This is a genomic window from Arcobacter caeni (genome assembly GCF_003063245.1).
GTDB classification, from domain to species: domain Bacteria; phylum Campylobacterota; class Campylobacteria; order Campylobacterales; family Arcobacteraceae; genus Aliarcobacter; species Aliarcobacter caeni.
The window spans coordinates 76282-92693 of record NZ_MUXE01000011.1; the positions used below are offsets into that span (position 1 = coordinate 76282).

18 protein-coding genes are annotated in these 16412 nt (G+C 29.8%); 9 read left to right on the forward strand and 9 right to left on the reverse strand.

Going from position 1 to position 16412, the window contains the following annotated elements; genetic code table 11:
* Nucleotides 1–72 precede the first annotated feature (72 nt).
* Genes fusA through rpsL form a run of 3 tightly spaced genes read right to left on the reverse strand, consistent with a single transcriptional unit; the run spans nucleotide 73 to nucleotide 3053 of the window.
* On the reverse strand, nucleotides 73–2181 hold the full coding sequence (gene fusA, locus B0174_RS08390) for an elongation factor G (protein WP_108559625.1): 2109 nt from the start codon (nucleotides 2179–2181) through the stop codon (nucleotides 73–75).
* Nucleotides 2182–2190: 9 nt separating this feature from the next.
* Entirely contained in the window at nucleotides 2191–2658 is a 468-nt protein-coding gene (gene rpsG / locus B0174_RS08395; protein WP_108559627.1) for a 30S ribosomal protein S7, read from the reverse strand.
* Nucleotides 2659–2669: 11 nt separating this feature from the next.
* Nucleotides 2670–3053 carry a 30S ribosomal protein S12 gene (gene rpsL, locus B0174_RS08400; RefSeq protein WP_108559629.1) on the reverse strand — a complete coding sequence of 128 codons (384 nt, stop codon included), beginning with the start codon at nucleotides 3051–3053 and terminating at the stop codon, nucleotides 2670–2672.
* Nucleotides 3054–3300: 247 nt separating this feature from the next.
* On the opposite strand from rpsL, the gene B0174_RS08405 reads away from it, so the two are divergent.
* Entirely contained in the window at nucleotides 3301–4446 is a 1146-nt protein-coding gene (locus B0174_RS08405) for an MFS transporter (RefSeq protein ID WP_108559631.1), read from the forward strand.
* Nucleotides 4447–4464: 18 nt separating this feature from the next.
* On the opposite strand, the gene B0174_RS08410 is transcribed toward B0174_RS08405, so the two are convergent.
* Genes B0174_RS08410 through motA form a run of 6 tightly spaced genes read right to left on the reverse strand, consistent with a single transcriptional unit; the run spans nucleotide 4465 to nucleotide 7610 of the window.
* Nucleotides 4465–4656, reverse strand: a complete 192-nt coding sequence (locus B0174_RS08410) for a YwbE family protein (protein WP_108559633.1) — start codon at nucleotides 4654–4656, stop codon at nucleotides 4465–4467.
* Nucleotides 4656–5153 (reverse strand): hypothetical protein, encoded by a 498-nt coding sequence (locus tag B0174_RS08415; RefSeq protein WP_108559635.1) that lies wholly within the window; start codon nucleotides 5151–5153, stop codon nucleotides 4656–4658. Before B0174_RS08415 ends, B0174_RS08410 begins: the two co-directional genes overlap by 1 nt.
* A gap of 57 nt (nucleotides 5154–5210) precedes the next feature.
* Nucleotides 5211–5654, reverse strand: a complete 444-nt coding sequence (locus B0174_RS08420) for a cache domain-containing protein (RefSeq protein WP_108559637.1) — start codon at nucleotides 5652–5654, stop codon at nucleotides 5211–5213.
* A gap of 10 nt (nucleotides 5655–5664) precedes the next feature.
* The gene (locus B0174_RS08425; RefSeq protein ID WP_108559639.1) at nucleotides 5665–6063 is read right to left on the reverse strand and encodes a hypothetical protein; all 399 of its coding nucleotides are present in this window, start codon (nucleotides 6061–6063) and stop codon (nucleotides 5665–5667) included.
* Nucleotides 6060–6848: a flagellar motor protein MotB gene (gene motB, locus B0174_RS08430; RefSeq protein WP_108559641.1), complete on the reverse strand. Its 789-nt coding sequence runs from the start codon at nucleotides 6846–6848 to the stop codon at nucleotides 6060–6062. Before motB ends, B0174_RS08425 begins: the two co-directional genes overlap by 4 nt.
* Nucleotides 6849–6851: 3 nt before the next feature.
* A complete protein-coding gene (motA, locus tag B0174_RS08435; RefSeq protein ID WP_108559643.1) occupies nucleotides 6852–7610 on the reverse strand; it encodes a flagellar motor stator protein MotA in 759 nt (252 codons plus the stop codon).
* A 183-nt stretch (nucleotides 7611–7793) separates the two neighbouring features.
* Between motA and B0174_RS08440 the strand changes: the two genes are divergently transcribed.
* The 8 genes from B0174_RS08440 to B0174_RS08475 all read left to right on the forward strand — a co-directional run bounded on the left by B0174_RS08440 (nucleotide 7794) and on the right by B0174_RS08475 (nucleotide 16255).
* A complete protein-coding gene (locus B0174_RS08440) occupies nucleotides 7794–9107 on the forward strand; it encodes an ammonium transporter (protein WP_108559645.1) in 1314 nt (437 codons plus the stop codon).
* A 19-nt stretch (nucleotides 9108–9126) separates the two neighbouring features.
* Nucleotides 9127–9465, forward strand: coding sequence for a P-II family nitrogen regulator (locus B0174_RS08445; protein ID WP_108559647.1), 339 nt, complete (start codon nucleotides 9127–9129; stop codon nucleotides 9463–9465).
* A 169-nt stretch (nucleotides 9466–9634) separates the two neighbouring features.
* Nucleotides 9635–10249, forward strand: a complete 615-nt coding sequence (locus B0174_RS08450) for a TetR/AcrR family transcriptional regulator (RefSeq protein ID WP_108559649.1) — start codon at nucleotides 9635–9637, stop codon at nucleotides 10247–10249.
* Entirely contained in the window at nucleotides 10246–11469 is a 1224-nt protein-coding gene (locus tag B0174_RS08455) for a TolC family protein (RefSeq protein WP_165790403.1), read from the forward strand. The genes B0174_RS08450 and B0174_RS08455 overlap by 4 nt, the downstream gene beginning before the upstream one ends.
* The gene (locus B0174_RS08460; protein WP_108559653.1) at nucleotides 11466–12164 is read left to right on the forward strand and encodes an efflux RND transporter periplasmic adaptor subunit; all 699 of its coding nucleotides are present in this window, start codon (nucleotides 11466–11468) and stop codon (nucleotides 12162–12164) included. Before B0174_RS08455 ends, B0174_RS08460 begins: the two co-directional genes overlap by 4 nt.
* 3 nt (nucleotides 12165–12167) lie before the next feature.
* A complete protein-coding gene (locus B0174_RS08465; RefSeq protein ID WP_108559655.1) occupies nucleotides 12168–15200 on the forward strand; it encodes an efflux RND transporter permease subunit in 3033 nt (1010 codons plus the stop codon).
* Between the two features lie 173 nt (nucleotides 15201–15373).
* Nucleotides 15374–15970, forward strand: a complete 597-nt coding sequence (locus tag B0174_RS08470; protein WP_108559657.1) for a nucleotide-binding protein — start codon at nucleotides 15374–15376, stop codon at nucleotides 15968–15970.
* The gene (locus B0174_RS08475; protein ID WP_108559659.1) at nucleotides 15971–16255 is read left to right on the forward strand and encodes a hypothetical protein; all 285 of its coding nucleotides are present in this window, start codon (nucleotides 15971–15973) and stop codon (nucleotides 16253–16255) included. It abuts the gene before it with no gap.
* Nucleotides 16256–16412 lie beyond the last annotated feature (157 nt).

Below are 16412 nucleotides of genomic sequence, written 5' to 3' on the forward strand. Positions count from 1 at the left end.
TAACTTAAATAAATCTAAAACAAAAAAAAAGGGATATGCAAAAGCACATCCCTTTTAATAAAAAATTAAATATTAACCATTTCTTTTTTTAATAATTTCTTCAGAAACATTTTTTGGTACTTCAGAGTAGTTATCGAAAATCATAGAATATGTAGCTCTTCCTTGAGACATAGATCTTAAGTCTGTAGAATAACCGAACATTTCAGATAATGGAATCATTGCAACAACTAGTTTTATACCAGCTCTATCATCCATTGATTGAACTTGTCCTCTTCTTTTATTACAATCACCAATAACATCTCCCATATAATCTTCAGGAGTTTCAATTTCAACTTTCATAATTGGTTCTAAGATTACAGCATGAGCAGCAGCAGATCTACAACCTTGTTTGAATCCCATTGAAGCAGCTAATTTAAACGCCATTTCAGATGAATCTACATCATGGTAAGAACCATCATATAAATCTACAGAAATATTAACTAATGGGTAACCAGCTAAAATACCACCTTGCATTGCTTCAAAACAACCTTTTTCAACAGCAGGTACATATTCTTTTGGAACTGTTCCACCTTTAATAGAGTTTGTAAAGATAAAGTTTTCTTCACTATCAGATGGTAATGGAGTAATAGTTAAATATACATGACCATATTGACCTTTTCCACCTGATTGTTTAGCATATTTATACTCTTGTTTAACAGAGTTTTTAATTGTTTCTCTGTATGCAACTTGAGGAGCACCAACTTCAGCTTCAACTTTAAATTCTCTTTTCATTCTATCTACAAGAATTTCAAGGTGTAATTCACCCATTCCTGAAATAATAGTTTGTCCAGATTCTTCATCAGTAGTAACTCTGAATGATGGATCTTCTTCAGCAAGTTTTCCTAAAGCAATACCCATTTTTTCTTGGTCAGCTTTAGTTTTTGGTTCAACTGCAACAGAAATAACAGGTTCTGGGAATTCCATTCTTTCTAAGATAACAGGATCTTTTTCAGATGCAAGAGTATCTCCAGTAATTGTATATTTTAAACCAACAACAGCACCGATTTCTCCAGCATAAAGCTCTTTGATTTCTTCTCTATTATTAGCGTGCATTTTAAGTAATCTTCCGATTCTTTCTTTTTTCATTTTTGTAGAGTTATATACATAAGTTCCAGATTCTAGAATCCCTCTATATACTCTTGTAAATGTTAACTGTCCAACGAATGGGTCAGTCATAATTTTAAATGCTAATGCTGCAACTTCACCATCATCAGTTGATGGAACAATAACAGCTTCACCATCTTGAGTTTCACCTTTAATATCTTCAACTTCAGTTGGAGCTGGTAAATACATTGCAACTGCATCTAATAAAGTTTGAACACCTTTATTTTTAAATGAAGTTCCACAAGTCATAGGAGTAATTGCCATTGCTAAACAACCAGCTTTTAATCCAGCAGTGATTTCTTCTTCTGTTAAGTCAATACCTTCAAGGTATTTTTCCATTAACTCTTCAATTTGTTCAGCTGCCGCTTCAACCATTTTTTCTCTATATTCAGTTGCTTGGTCTAATAAATCAGCAGGAATTTCTTCAACATGGTAATTAGAACCCATTGCAGCATCTTCATCCCAAACGATAGCTTTCATTTGTACTAAATCTACTACACCTTTAAAATTCTCTTCTGAACCAATTGGAATTTGAATAGGTACAGGATTTGCTTTTAATCTATCATTTACTTGTTTTTCAACACTAAAAAAATCTGCACCTGTTCTATCCATTTTATTAACGAATATCATTCTTGGTACTCTATATTTATTAGCTTGTCTCCAAACAGTTTCAGATTGTGGTTGAACACCACCTACTGAACAAAATACTGCAACAGCTCCATCAAGAACCCTCATAGATCTTTCAACTTCAATAGTAAAGTCAACGTGACCTGGAGTGTCAATGATATTAATCATTAAGTCATCACCAGTTTTTGGATGTTTCCAGTGACAAGTAGTCGCAGCAGAAGTAATTGTAATACCTCTTTCTTGCTCTTGTTCCATCCAGTCCATTGTTGCAGCACCTTCATGAACTTCACCAATTTTGTGTGAAACACCTGTGTAGAATAATATTCTTTCAGTAGTTGTTGTTTTTCCAGCATCAATGTGAGCTGCAATACCAATATTTCTAACTCTGTTAAGTGGTGTTTTTCTAGCCATTTATATTTCCTACCATCTATAGTGTGCAAATGCTTTATTAGCTTCTGCCATTCTATGAATATCTTCTTTTTTCTTGAATGAAGTTCCTCTTTCGTTAGCAGCTTCGAATAATTCGTTAGCTAATCTTTCTACCATAGTTCTTTCATTTCTTTTTCTAGCGTATTCAACTAACCATCTTAATGCTAAAGTTTGTCTTCTTACAGGTCTTACTTCAACAGGAACTTGGTATGTTGCACCACCAACTCTTCTTGATCTTACTTCTAAAAGTGGTTTAACATTTTCAACTGCTCTTTCGAATAAGTCAATACCTTTTTCTTCACCTCTTGCATCAAGGTTAGCAATTGCACCATACATAATTTTTTCAGCAGTAGATTTTTTACCATCTTGCATAACTGTATTAACGAATTTTGTGATCACTTTACTATTGTAGATAGGATCAGCCATTATTTCTCTAACTGGAGCTTTTCTTCTTCTCATTTTTTATCCTTCTACTTTTTCTTAGCTTTAGCTTTTTTAGTACCATATTTAGATCTTGCAACAGTTCTGTTAGCAACACCAGCAGTATCTAAAGCACCTCTTACGATGTGGTATTTAACCCCAGGTAAATCTTTAACTCTTCCACCTCTTACAAGTACAATTGAATGCTCTTGTAGATTATGACCTTCTCCACCGATGTATGAAATAACTTCAAAACCTGTAGTTAATCTAACTTTTGCAACTTTTCTTAAAGCCGAGTTAGGTTTTTTTGGTGTTGTAGTATATACTCTTGTACATACTCCTCTTCTTTGTGGACATTCTTTTAATGCTGGCGATTTAGATTTTTTAATTACTTTCTTTCGCTCATTTCTTACAAGCTGATTGATTGTAGGCATTTCTTTCCTTTATATAAATTGGTTTGGGTAATTATAGCCTTACCCATGCTTCTCGTGCAAATCAACACTTAGTTGAAACGATACTCCCATTCTAGGAAACTTAATTGTTTTAGTTTTCTAAAAAAGTACGGGATTATACTTAATTTACTCTTAATTATTCTTTATACTAATTTATACTTTAAGTTAACAATAAAAAATTCCTACTAAAATTCCAAAATATTTAAAATTCAATATAAAGTTTCTTCAAATGACAAAACAATTATTTCCTCTAGCCTTAGGTGGTTTAGCAATTGGAACAACTGAATTTGTAATAATGGGATTACTCCCTGATGTTTCAAATTCTTTAGATGTTTCTATTCCAATAGCTGGACATTTAATTTCTGCTTATGCATTAGGTGTTGTAATCGGAGCTCCCATTTTAGTGGCGCTTAGTGCTAAGTTCCCTCCTAAATATATTTTAATTTCATTAATGATTTTATTTACAATATTTAATGCCTTTTCTATAATAGCACCTGATTATAATACTCTTTTGATGTCAAGATTTTTTGCAGGACTTCCACATGGTGCTTTTTTTGGAGTAGGAACAGTTGTTGCAGCAAAATTAGCAAAAAAGGGAAAGGAAGCACAGGCAATTGCATCAATGTTTACAGGATTAACCATAGCAATTCTAGCAATGGTTCCATTTGTTACTTTTCTAGGACATCATCTTCATTGGAGATATGCTTTTGGTGTAGTTTCATTATTAGGATTATTAACTATTTTATTTTTGTATCTTTGGTTACCTCATCTAAAACCATTAAGAAGTGTTACTCTAAAAGAAGAATTAGAATTCTTTAAAACTATAAAAGCTTGGCATATATTAATTATTGTTGCTGTAGGTTTTGGTGGATTATTTGCTTGGTTTAGTTATATTGCTCCACTTTTAATTAATGTATCAGGTTTTGATATAGCTGATATATCTTACTTAATGATAGTTGCAGGTGCGGGAATGGTTGTTGGAAATATTTCAGGTGGATATTTAGCTGATAAAAAAGATCCAGTAATTGCTTCTATAATTTTATTATCATTAATGGTAATTTCACTTATTTTAGTATTTTTCTTTTCTGATAATAAAACTATCTCAATTATACTTACTTTTATTTGTGGAGCTTTAGCTATGTCTATTGGATCGCCTATAAATATGGTAATGTTAAGAAATGCTAAACATTCTGAAATGCTAGGAGCAGCTTTTATTCAAGCAGCTTTTAATGTGGCAAATGCTTTAGGAGCTTTTTTTGGTGGTATTCCACTATTATTTGGATTAGCTTTTAATTATCCATCATTAGTAGGCGCAGCAATGGCACTTTTTGGAATGATTTTGTGTTTAGCATTTTATAAGAAATATGAAAGATAAACTCTTTCATATCTAAATTTATAAAATCTCTTGAACTCGACCAACTTGTCCATCTTGAAGTCTTACTTTTATTCCATGTGGATGAGTTGGGGAATTTGTTAAAATATCTTTTACAATACCTTGCGTTAATTTACCACTTCTTTGATCTTCTTTTAAAACAATATTCACTTTTAAACCTTGTTTTACATTAAATCTTTTTTTACCATCCATTAGTTTTCTTCACTTCCGTAACTTAAAGCATCTTTTGCAAAATCAACATGATAAAAAAATATCATTTTGTAAAATAAATCTACTTTTGTTTTTTTCTCAACACTTGTATCTAAAATAGGAAAAGAGAAACTTCTTGGTTCTTCAACTTTTTTTGGTGTTACAGTTATCATAAGAGGTTTGATTGTTCTCATCATATTCATAGTTTCTTTATACTCTTTTGGTAAAAGACCATTTAACATATCACCATCTTTTTCCTCTTTTCTCATAGCTGTAAATAAAAGATCAGTACTTTCTTTAAAAATTTGTTTATTCCAATTTAATTTACCTTTTGAAAAGTGAAATACACAACTTTTATTTAATAAAGCATGAGGTTTTTCAGCTTTTATATCTTCTATCATTTGAAGAAAAAAATTAACTCCACCTAAATTTTCTGCAAGTTCTATTGCTTTTGAATGTAATTGTTTTTTTTGTTCTTCATTTAATTGATTAAAATTCATAATTCTCCGATTAATTTACTTTTTGCAAGTATAGCTAAATAATTAAGACTACTTATATTATTTATAAACACCTGCACCAATTAATTGGTCTTTTCCAATACCAATTACAAAAGAAGTTTTCAAAGTTTGTTCACCATTTGTTGGATGTTCCCAAACATAATCAACCCAACCTGAGCCTTGAGTTTTTACTTTTTCAATACAATTTTTGAATAATTGATTTCCTGCTTTGTCTTTATATCTGTATAAATTTTTACCTTTTAATGGTTTTTTTGGATGAGCTGTTATTATTCCATCAAAATCATTTGCCCAAATATATAAATCATCTTTTACAAATTTACTTTCTGGTTTGTTGAACTCTTCAACACAAGCTTCAACTCCAACTTTTTTACAAAATTCAACACCTTTTTCAACTAATTCTTTAGCCTGAGCGGGAGTACTTTCTGCATTTAAAAAAGTTATATTTAATAATAGAATAATCATAAATTTAAATAAATTACTCATTATTTTCTCCTTACTTTATTAATAACATAAAAACAAGATATGCACCTAAAAGACTTATAGGAGCAAAAATATAGTTAAATAAACCTATTTGAGATAACCAATAAGCAAAAAAGTTTAAAACTAACACAAAAATCAAAACTTTTAAAATAATATTTAAATATGGTTGAATTTTTTCAAAGCTAATAAATTCAGTTTTAACAAGAACAGCAAATAGAAAAAACCCATTTACAAAAAAAGAAAACAATGATGTATAAAAATTATATCCAATAGATAAATTATAAATCTGTAATAAAAATATACTTAATATAGCTAGTAAAGAACCGTATTTAGATATAAAATCTATATCTAAATACTTTTTCAAACAGCATTTTGATGCAGGGGCAAGTAAATCTCGTTTCTTTTTTTTCATTTTTTTAACTCTTCAAAAATAGACTCAATTCCAGGTTCATTTTCACTACTTCTTGTAGTTTTTACTTCAAATTCAACTTTTCTATTACTATTTGTTTTATCACCGATTTGTTTTTGATAAGGATTTACTTTTTTAGAACCATATCCACTTGAAAACAACCTATCTTTTGATACTTTATATCTTATCAATTCTCTTAATACATTGTTTGCCCTAGCAGTAGAAAGCTCTAATGCATCTTGATATTTTGAGTTTTTAGTAATCTCTTGATCTTCTGCAAAACCTTTAATGTTAACTTCCGTATCAGCTGGCATCATAGATATAATTTTTGCAATTCTACTTAAAAATAAAGATCCATATTCTCCAGTAATTTCAGCTTTTCCTGATTCAAATAATAAATTTGCAGGGAGTGTCATCATCACTCCATCGCTGACTTCTGCTAAATTACCATCTTTTGTATTTTTATTTTCTAATTCACTTAATTCTTCCATTGCTTTATCAAAATTAGTATCTTTTCCTTGCTCTTTTTTGGGTGTATCTTTATCAGTTTCTTTATCAATAGTAGAGGCTGGTTCATCTTCTTGAGGTTCGGCTAGAGTTTGAGAAAGAGTATTAAAACTGTAAATCTTTACAAACTCTTCTTTTAATGCTTTTTGTTTTTCGATATTAACAGAAGCTAATGCATACAAAGCAATAAATAAAGCAAGTAGTAAACTAAGAAAGTCAGCAAATGGAACAGCCCATTTCTCACCTGCTGGACATTCACATTTTGGGCATTTTTTAGCCATTTTTTAACCTTTTGTAGGCATTGCAGTTATCATATTAGTTAGCTGAATTTTTAATTCACCAGGAGTATCTCCTCTTGATATACCTTTTACACCTTCTAAAATAAGTTGTTTTTCTTTTATTAAAAGGTGTGCTTTACCTTTCATTTTATTTCCCCAAGGTCCCAAAAACATATAAGCACCAGCAATTCCTGTAACCGTTGCTGTAAATGCCCCTGCAATACCAGCTGCCATTTCAGCAGGATTATCAAGTTTTTGTAAAGCCAAAATTAATCCTAAAACCGCTCCAATTAATCCCATAACAGGACAAGTTTCACCCGCTAATAACCAATAATGAGAAGCCCCATGATAATAATGTTCTGTTTCTTCAATAATAGGTTCTAAGAATTTTTCTATTTGTTCTTCTTTTGAACCATCAACAACCATCCCTAATGCTTCTTTGAAAAAGGCATCTTCAATTAATTGAACATCTTTTTCAAGTGCTAAAACACCATTCTTTTTTACCATAATTGCATAATCTATTATTTGGTCTATTCTTTCTTCAAAATTTATTGGTGATTTTTTAAATACCATTTTCAATTCTTTGAAAGCAGCAGAAAGAGCATGAGATTCAGTAGCAGTAGCAGCAGAAAACATTGCGGTTGGAATAACAATAATCAATGATGTGATATGAATTATATGGGCTGGATTACCGCCCTCCATTAAATCCCCTGTGGCAATTGATATTAATCCACCAATCATACCAATTATTACTGTTAAATCCATTTATTATCCTAGGCTGTAAAGATTAAATTGTTGCATTGTAATAGAACTTAGCTTTCTACTCCTTTAATTAAGCTTAGTTAATTATAAATAGATTTATTGGTTATTTTTTAGACAGGATAATTTTTTTCTACTTAAAATTTAATACTATAATTTTTTGTATAAATACTATTCAAAGGAGAATAAATGAAAAAGTGGTTTTTAACTTCACTTCTTGGCACTTTTGCATTAGCAGAAGAAACAGCACCAGTACTTAACTCAGGTGATACTGCTTGGATGATGATTTCAACAGCATTAGTTATGTTGATGACACCTATTGGACTAGCTTTATTTTATGCTGGGATGACAAGAACTAAAAATGTTTTAAATACTTACACAATGGTTTTTGGAGCATTTACAATTGCATTTATTGCATGGATTATTGCAGGTTTTTCTATTGCATTTGGAACGATTGACGGTTCAATGAATCAATTTATGGGAGGATTCGCCCATGTAATGTTAGAAGGTATTAACTGGAAAGATTTAGCAAGTATTGAATTAGGACAACTTTATCCTAAATTTATTTTTATAGTTTTTCAAGGTACTTTTGCTGCAATTACGGTAGCTATCGTATCTGGTGCAGTTATTGAAAGAATGAAATTTTCTACTTGGATGATTTTTGCCGGAGTTTGGACAATTGTTGTTTATGCTCCTATTGCTCACATGGTTTGGGGAGGAGGATACCTTTTCAACGAAGGAGCTCTCGATTTTGCTGGAGGAACTGTTGTACATATGAATGGTGGTTTAGCCGGTCTTGTTCTTGCTGTACTTGTAGGTAAAAGAGCTGGTTATTCAAAAGTTGCAATGAAGCCTGTTAGTATTATTTTAACAGCTGTTGGTGCTGGTTTATTATGGTTTGGTTGGTATGGATTTAATGCAGGTTCTGCATTTGGTGCAAATGCAATAGCAGGTGTTGCATTTCTTACAACAACAATAGCAGCATCAGTTGCTACAATTACATGGTTAGCAATAGAAGCTTTAATATTTAAAAAACCCACTCTTTTAGGTGCTGCATCAGGAGCTATTGCTGGATTAGTTGCTATTACTCCAGCTGCTGGTTTTGTAAGCGTTTTAGGAGCATTTATTATTGGGATTGTTGGAGCAATAATTGCTTTCTTTGGAGTTGCTACTCTTAAGAAAAAACTTGGTTACGATGATAGTTTGGATGCATTTGGGATTCACTTCCTTGCTGGTTTATGGGGAGCAATTGCAACTGGTATTTTTGCTTTAAATGATAAAGAACTTTTATGGACGGGTCCACTAAAAGATGCAGATGATAGAGTAGGACAAATTTTTGTTCAATTTGAATCTGCTTTAATTGTTGGTGTTTATACATTAATAGGAACAGTTGTTGTTTATTATATTGCATCTGCACTTACAGGTGGAGCTAGAGTAAATGAAGAAAAAGAGAGTCAAGGGTTAGATGAATCAATACATGGTGAGCGTGGATTTAACCTATAAAAATAGATAAGGAGAAAAAATGAAAAAGATAGAAGTAATAATAAAACCATTTAAACTAGAAGATGTAAAAGATGCATTGGTTGAAGTTGGAATAACAGGGATGAGTGTTTATGATGTAAAAGGATATGGAAGACAACAAGGACATAGTGAGCTTTACAGAGGTGCTGAATATGTAGTGGATTTTTTACCAAAAATCAAAATAGATGTGGTAGTAAAAGATGAAATGGTTGAAGCCGTGATAAATGCAATAGTAAATTCAGCAAAAACTGGAAAAATTGGTGATGGGAAAATATTTGTTTCATCTTTAGACGAGGTTATTAGAATAAGAACTCAAGAACGAGGTAGTGAAGCCGTTTAATTATTCACAAAAAGTAAAAGGATTTTTCCTTTTACTCTTTTTTTATTTCACTACTTAATTTCTTCAAAAAAATCTTCAGAAAATTATATTTATATTCTTGACATTCTTTTCTAAAAGTTATATTATTTCATAAATGACTGACGGTCATTCATTATTTAAAAGGTATTTTATGGCTAGAATAATAGATAAAGATGAAAAGAGATGTGATATCGCATTGGCTTCCATTAAACTTTTTTGTGAAAAAGGAATTCAGCAAACAAGTATTGATGAAATAGCGAAAAGTGCAGGTGTTGCAAAAGGAACAATATATCTTTATTTTAAAAATAAAGAAGAGATAGTTTTTACTATTTGGGATATTATAAGTCAACAACACCACGAAGCTTTTCAACAACGAATTACAGAAAATATGAGTACAAAAGAAAAAATTTTAGAATATTTTAACTTTAGTGAATGTCAAGAAGAGTTTGATAAAGAGCAAATACTAATACTTTTTCAACATTTTGTAAGTTCAATGCTTATTGATAAAACTCAACTTTACACGGATTATTTTGAAAGTTTTTTTCAAAAGGATTATGATTTTATTTCTAATTGTTTACTTGAGGGTACTCAAAAAAGTGAATTCTCTATTGACAATATAGATATGTTAACAAATACAATAATTATGTTTTTAAAAGGTTTATTAGTTAAATCAAAAGCCTCAAATATGGGATTTTATGAGACTCAAATTAATCTTAATAAACATATTACTTATTTACTTGAACAATGTACAAAGGAAAAACTATGAAAAAACTACTATTTTTTTATCTTTTTTCACTTTTTAGTTTTGCTGGAAATTTAGATCAACTTTTAAATTTTGCAGAACAAAATAAAAAAGTGGAAGCATCTCGTTATACTTTAGAAGCATCAAAAGAAAAAGAGTATGGCACAAAAAGTGGATATTTACCAAATTTAAGTTTAGGTGCTAATCAAACTTTTAATCAAGAAAAAAATATCTCAACTCCTGAAAAAAGCACAACTGGTTTTGCCTCACTTTCATTTACAGTTTATGATGGAGGGAAAAGAGAAGCATCTTTTGAACAACAACAAGCACTTGTAAAATCTGCAACTTTTTCATTGGCTTCAATACAAAATAATATTTCATTAGATGTGGTTTATTACTATTACAATTATTTAAGCACTTTCTCAAGTAAAGAATCAACTCTTCAAAAAATGGAACAACTTGAAGCGCAACGCTATCGTTTAGAAAAGTTTTTATCAGTAGGAACTATCACGGCTGATGAATTGCAAAAAATTGTATCTTCAATTGAACAAACAAAAGTTGATTTATTAACATTAGATAACACCCTAAACAATATTTCTAATACTTTAGAATATTTAACCGGACAAGAAGTACTCGTAGAAAAAGGTTCTACTTTAGTTTTTAAAGAAACAAAAAATGAAGAAACAAAGCGTTTTGATATTTTAGCACTTGAACAAAGTACTCAAAGTAGTAAAGCTGAATCAAAGATAGCAAAAGCACCAAACAAACCTACAATATTAATCCAAGATACATATTCTCAGTATGACTTTGATTATCCAGTTGCTACAAATAATTTGGATCATCAAAATAGTATTCAACTTTCATTAGAGTGGAAAATTTTTGATTTTGGTTCTACATCTGCCAATGCACAAGCTGCTTATTTAAACTATTTATCTAAAAATAGTGAATTAGAATATGAAAAATATAAAGCAAAAGCTAGTTTTAAAAGTGCTCAAAATAGCTATAAAACTTCAATAGCTAAAATAGAAGCTGCAAAAGCAAAACTTCAAGCTTCTGAAATGACTTATGAATTAATCAAAAAGAAATTCCAACAAGGAATTGTGGACAATGTTAGTTATCTTGATGCATTAAGTGATAAATTTAACTCAAATTCTCAACTACAAACAGCCCTAAATGAAGTTGAATACCAAAAAGCAGTATTACTTTATGAAATGGGCGAAAATATTAAAGGAGCTATCCAATGAAAAAAATTCTTATACTTACACTATTTATATTTCAAGCCTTATTTGCAGAAGAAATTTATGCAACATTTGATGTAGTTAGTGAAAAAAAATCAGAACTAGGTCTTTCTGTATCAGGTATTATTTCAACATTAAATGTAAATGTTGGAGATAAAGTTAAAAAAGGTGATTTACTTCTTTCTTTAAATAATTCTCAAGAAAAAGTTGAATATGAAACTGCTCGAAAAAATGCTGAACACTCGGCTAAAATCTATGAAAGATACGCAAAAATATCAGATGTTATAGATAAAGAAAAGATGGAAAACTATCTTTATGATAGAGATATTACTCAATTAAATGCCCAAAATAAAGAAATAGTTTTGAGAAAAACAGAACTAAGAGCGCCTTATGATTTAGTTGTTAGTAAAAAAAATATAGATTTAGGTTCAATTGTTTTAGCTTCTCAAACAAAACTTATTGATGTTATTGCTTTAGATGATGTAAAACTTGTTTTAAAATTTGATGAAAAATATTGGCAAAAACTAAAAATCGGGCAACTTTTTACTTATAAAGTTGATGGTAGTGATAAAATTTATGAAGGCAAAATCTCAAAAATTTATCCAACAATTTTAAACGAAACTAGAGAAATGCAAGCAGAAGTTAAAACAAAAGATCTTATGCCAGGCCTTTTTGGTAATGGCACAATTAAAGCAGAGTAAATTATGTATAAATTAGCTATTAATCGCCCAATCACAACTTTGATGGGTGTTTTGACATTTATTGTTTTTGGATTGATGTCATATAACACTATGCCTATTAATCTTTTCCCAAATGTCGATTTTCCTGTTGTTACCATACAAACTACATATAAAGGTGCTGATCCATCTACTGTTGAAACAAAAGTTACAGATAAAATTGAAGAAGCTGTTTCAGGAGTTGATGGAATTGATAAACTTATGTCAACAAGTTACGAAGGTTTTAGTGTTGTAACTGTTCAATTTAAACTTACAAAAAATTTAGATGAAGCAACAAATGATGTAAGAGATAAAATTGGTGCAATAAATCTTCCAACAGAAGTTGATAAACCAATAGTAAAAAAACTAGGAGCAACAGGAGCTGTTATTAGTCTTTTTATTGCTTCAAGTGGTGAAGATACAACTGCTTTAATGAGACTTGCAGATGAAAAACTCAAACCTCAATTACAAAGAATAAAAGGTGTTGGTGAAGTTAATATTTTAGGATACCAAGATAGAGAAATTCGTATTTTTATAGATCCTTTTTTACTTAATAAATATAATCTAACATCTGCTGATGTAAGTAGTATTATTCAAAAACAAAACATAAAACAAGGTGTTGGAAAACTTGTTAATCAAAACCAAGAAATAATTATTAAAGCTCAAGGTGATGCTCAAAACATTGAAGAAGTTGGTGAATTATTGGTAAAACCAGGTGTTAGATTAAAAGATATTGCAACAATAAAAGATGGCTTAAGTGATGCAAAAAGTTTTTCTTCTTTTAATAAACAACAAGGTGTAACTTTAGAAGTAAAAAAAATAGCAGGTGAAAATGTTTTAAGTATTATTCAAGGAGTTAAAAAAGTACTTCCAAAACTTCAAATATTAGCTGGTGAAAAAACAGAAATTAAAATATTACAAGATCAATCTGAAAAAATCATGGTAAATATTAACAATGTACGATTTGACCTTATTTTTGGTGCATTTTTAGCTGTTCTTATTGTTTTTCTTTTTTTACGAAATGTAACTGCAACTATTGTATCAGCTTTAGCAATTCCAACTTCAGTTATTGGAACTTTTGCAATTATTGATGCTTTAGGATATGACTTAAATCGTTTAACTCTTATTGGACTTACCCTTGCTATTGGGATATTTATTGATGATGCGATTGTTGTTATTGAAAATATTACAAAAAAGATGGAACAAGGAATGGAGCCATTTAAGGCTTCTTTTGAGGGAGTAAAAGAAGTTGCCTTTTCTATTTTAGCAATCTCTTCTGTTTTATTGGCGGTTTTTATTCCTGTTGCATTTATGGATGGAATTGTTGGAATGTTTTTTAACTCATTTGCAATGACTGTTGCTTCTGGTATTGTGATTTCATATCTTGTGGCAATTATGTTTATTCCAAGTATTGCAGCACGAGTTTTAACTGCAAAAGAAACCCGTTTTTATCATGCAACGGAACCTATTTTAAAAGCAATTGATAAAGCTTATGTTTGGATACTTAAACCTTTAATAAAATATAAAACTTTAACTATTATCTTTACAATTGCTCTGTTAGTTGCTTCAACTACTTTAAAAGTTGGGATGTCATTTTTACCAATGCAAGATAATGCAGAGTTTCAAATCACTATAAAAGCACCCGTTGGAATTAATTTAGAAGCTATGAAAAATATTATTACACCATTAGATGATATGTTAAAAGAGGATAAAGATATTTTATATTCTATTGCATCAATTGGTTATAACTCAGCACAAGAGTTACATAAAGGAAGAATTTATGTGAAACTAAAAGCATTGGGTGAAAGAAAACAAACACAAGAAACGATTATTCAATATTATAGAGATAAACTTTCTTCAATAAAAGATATGATAATCTCAGTAGAAAAAGTGGATGATTTTAACACAGGAAGCACAACAGCACCTGTTCAAGTAGTAATTACAGGTGATAAACTTGAAGAACTTGATATTGCATCTACTAAATTAATGTCATTACTAAAAGAAACTCCTGGTATTGTAGATGTAGATAGAGATTTTGAAAATGGAAAACCAGAAATTAAAATTGGAATCTTAAGAGAAAATGCTCAAAGAGTAGGAGTTAGTGTTGAACAAATTGCTTCAATTTTAGGAACAGCATATTCAAGTGATAGTGCAGTTTCATATTACGAAGATAACGGAAGACAATTTGATATTACAGTTCGTTTAAAAGATGATTTTAGAAGTTCTTTGGATGATTTGAAAAAATTACAAGTTCGTAATTCAAATGGTCAGTTTGTTGCCCTTGAGGGATTACTTGAAATAAAAGAGAGTTTTGGAAATGCGTCAATAAATAGATTTGATAGGGAAAGAAAAGTACTTGTAACTGCAAATATTTTTAATACTTCTCTTGATAAAATTGTTGAAGTTATCAACTCAAAAATGGGTGAGATTTTGCCTAAAGGATATAATTATAGATTCACAGGTGATGTTGAAAATATGCAAGATACAAGTAAAGCTTTTGGTGCAGCTATTCTTTTAGCTGTAATTTTGATTTATCTTATTTTAGCAGCATTATATGAATCAATTATTCAACCTTTTATAATTATGATTTCAATGCCTTTATCTTTTACAGGTGTTATGGTTGCTTTATATTTAACTGGAAATTCTTTTAGTTTATTTGTAATGATTGGTATTATCTTACTTCTTGGAATGGTTGGGAAAAATGCAATTTTAGTTGTAGATTTTGCAAATCGAGCAATAAAAGATGGAAAAAGTATTGATGATGCGCTTTTAGAAGCAGGAGAAAAACGACTAAGACCTATTTTAATGACAACATTTGCCATGATAGGAGCAATGATTCCACTAGCTTTTGGAAGTGGAGCAGGACATGAAAGTAATGCACCAATGGCATTGGCAATTATTGGAGGACTTATTAGTTCAACTATTTTGACACTATTAGTTGTTCCTGCTATTTATAAATTTATGTATCCTCTTGATGCATGGCTTAGAAAATGGTATGAAAAAGGCAAAATTCAAGACTAAACTTTTTAATAAAGGAGTATTTAATTACTCCTTTATCCTTTAAAAATTCCGTAATTTCTTATATAATCTAATATATTAATAATATATATCATATATAAATAAATAATTTGATATAATTCAAATCTATAAAATATATTATTATATAGAAATATATAGAAAAAATAGGATAATTCATGTCATTAGTTGTTTATAGTATAAAAGGCGGTGTTGGAAAAACCACTTTATCAGTTCAAATCTCTCAAATGTTAGATTTTACTTATGTCACAAATGATTCTCACTCTTCAGCACATAATTTAATGCCTGAGGAAAAAGGATTTTTAGTATCATATGAAGAGTATGAAGAAATACCTTATGATGAAAAAGTTGTTTACGATTTTGGTGGATTTAAAGATACGAGAATAAATGATATTATAAAAAAATCAAATAAAATACTTATACCGACACTTACCTCAATTGTTGATGTTCAAGCAACAATTGCAACATTAAAAGATATTATAGAAATAAATAAAAATATAATTATTGTTATTAATAGAGCAAAAAACAATAATAAATCAACTGACTTAAAAGAATATTTATTAGAAGAAATAGAAAAATTATATGGGGAAGTTGATATACCAATAATTTTTGTAAGAGAATCTTCAGTTCTTGAAGATTCTTTATTTGATTGTGAATATGTAGAAACAAAAGCTGGAAATAATAGATTTAAAAGACATATTTATAGAAATGCCATTGAAGATATGATTGAACTAAGAAAGATATTGGAGAAATAAATGGGATATGCAGATAAATTAAAACAAAATTCTTCAAAGATTCAAACTGATGAAAAGGTTTTAGAAGAAAAAGTTATCAAAAAAAAGATACTAGGAAGACCAGTAAAAGCTAAAAATGAAGTAAGAAATACAGCAATCCCAATCGCATTAAATCAATTAGAAAAAAAATGGATAGAAAATCAAGCATCTATAATGTCAAAAGAAATTGGACTTAAAATTACTACATCAGCATGGATGAGAATGACTTTATTGAAAAATATGAATAGTGAAAGTGACTATTTATAGTTTGAGTAGAATAAAAAGAGATTAATGGGAGGGATCGTTCAAAATTTTGTGTCAAACAGGTAAAATAAACAATACCAAAGGACACAAAGATGAAGATAGAAATAGATGTAGAGCAATTTGCTCGTGATATAAAAGCTGGTAAAAGTATCGGTGGAGC

What these genes read in the sequence shown, in the direction of transcription:
- B0174_RS08450 (WP_108559649.1), top strand. Translation starts at nt 9,635, where the DNA reads ATGGCTAGAATAATAGATAAAGATGAAAAGAGATGTGATATCGCATTG.
- B0174_RS08410 (WP_108559633.1), bottom strand. Translation starts at nt 4,656, where the DNA reads ATGGATGGTAAAAAAAGATTTAATGTAAAACAAGGTTTAAAAGTGAAT.
- B0174_RS08420 (WP_108559637.1), bottom strand. Translation starts at nt 5,654, where the DNA reads ATGAGTAATTTATTTAAATTTATGATTATTCTATTATTAAATATAACT.
- B0174_RS08475 (WP_108559659.1), top strand. Translation starts at nt 15,971, where the DNA reads ATGGGATATGCAGATAAATTAAAACAAAATTCTTCAAAGATTCAAACT.
- B0174_RS08440 (WP_108559645.1), top strand. Translation starts at nt 7,794, where the DNA reads ATGAAAAAGTGGTTTTTAACTTCACTTCTTGGCACTTTTGCATTAGCA.
- B0174_RS08405 (WP_108559631.1), top strand. Translation starts at nt 3,301, where the DNA reads ATGACAAAACAATTATTTCCTCTAGCCTTAGGTGGTTTAGCAATTGGA.
- B0174_RS08465 (WP_108559655.1), top strand. Translation starts at nt 12,168, where the DNA reads ATGTATAAATTAGCTATTAATCGCCCAATCACAACTTTGATGGGTGTT.
- B0174_RS08470 (WP_108559657.1), top strand. Translation starts at nt 15,374, where the DNA reads ATGTCATTAGTTGTTTATAGTATAAAAGGCGGTGTTGGAAAAACCACT.
- B0174_RS08425 (WP_108559639.1), bottom strand. Translation starts at nt 6,063, where the DNA reads ATGAAAAAAAAGAAACGAGATTTACTTGCCCCTGCATCAAAATGCTGT.
- B0174_RS08445 (WP_108559647.1), top strand. Translation starts at nt 9,127, where the DNA reads ATGAAAAAGATAGAAGTAATAATAAAACCATTTAAACTAGAAGATGTA.
- motB (WP_108559641.1), bottom strand. Translation starts at nt 6,848, where the DNA reads ATGGCTAAAAAATGCCCAAAATGTGAATGTCCAGCAGGTGAGAAATGG.
- motA (WP_108559643.1), bottom strand. Translation starts at nt 7,610, where the DNA reads ATGGATTTAACAGTAATAATTGGTATGATTGGTGGATTAATATCAATT.
- rpsG (WP_108559627.1), bottom strand. Translation starts at nt 2,658, where the DNA reads ATGAGAAGAAGAAAAGCTCCAGTTAGAGAAATAATGGCTGATCCTATC.
- rpsL (WP_108559629.1), bottom strand. Translation starts at nt 3,053, where the DNA reads ATGCCTACAATCAATCAGCTTGTAAGAAATGAGCGAAAGAAAGTAATT.
- B0174_RS08460 (WP_108559653.1), top strand. Translation starts at nt 11,466, where the DNA reads ATGAAAAAAATTCTTATACTTACACTATTTATATTTCAAGCCTTATTT.
- B0174_RS08415 (WP_108559635.1), bottom strand. Translation starts at nt 5,153, where the DNA reads ATGAATTTTAATCAATTAAATGAAGAACAAAAAAAACAATTACATTCA.
- fusA (WP_108559625.1), bottom strand. Translation starts at nt 2,181, where the DNA reads ATGGCTAGAAAAACACCACTTAACAGAGTTAGAAATATTGGTATTGCA.
- B0174_RS08455 (WP_165790403.1), top strand. Translation starts at nt 10,246, where the DNA reads ATGAAAAAACTACTATTTTTTTATCTTTTTTCACTTTTTAGTTTTGCT.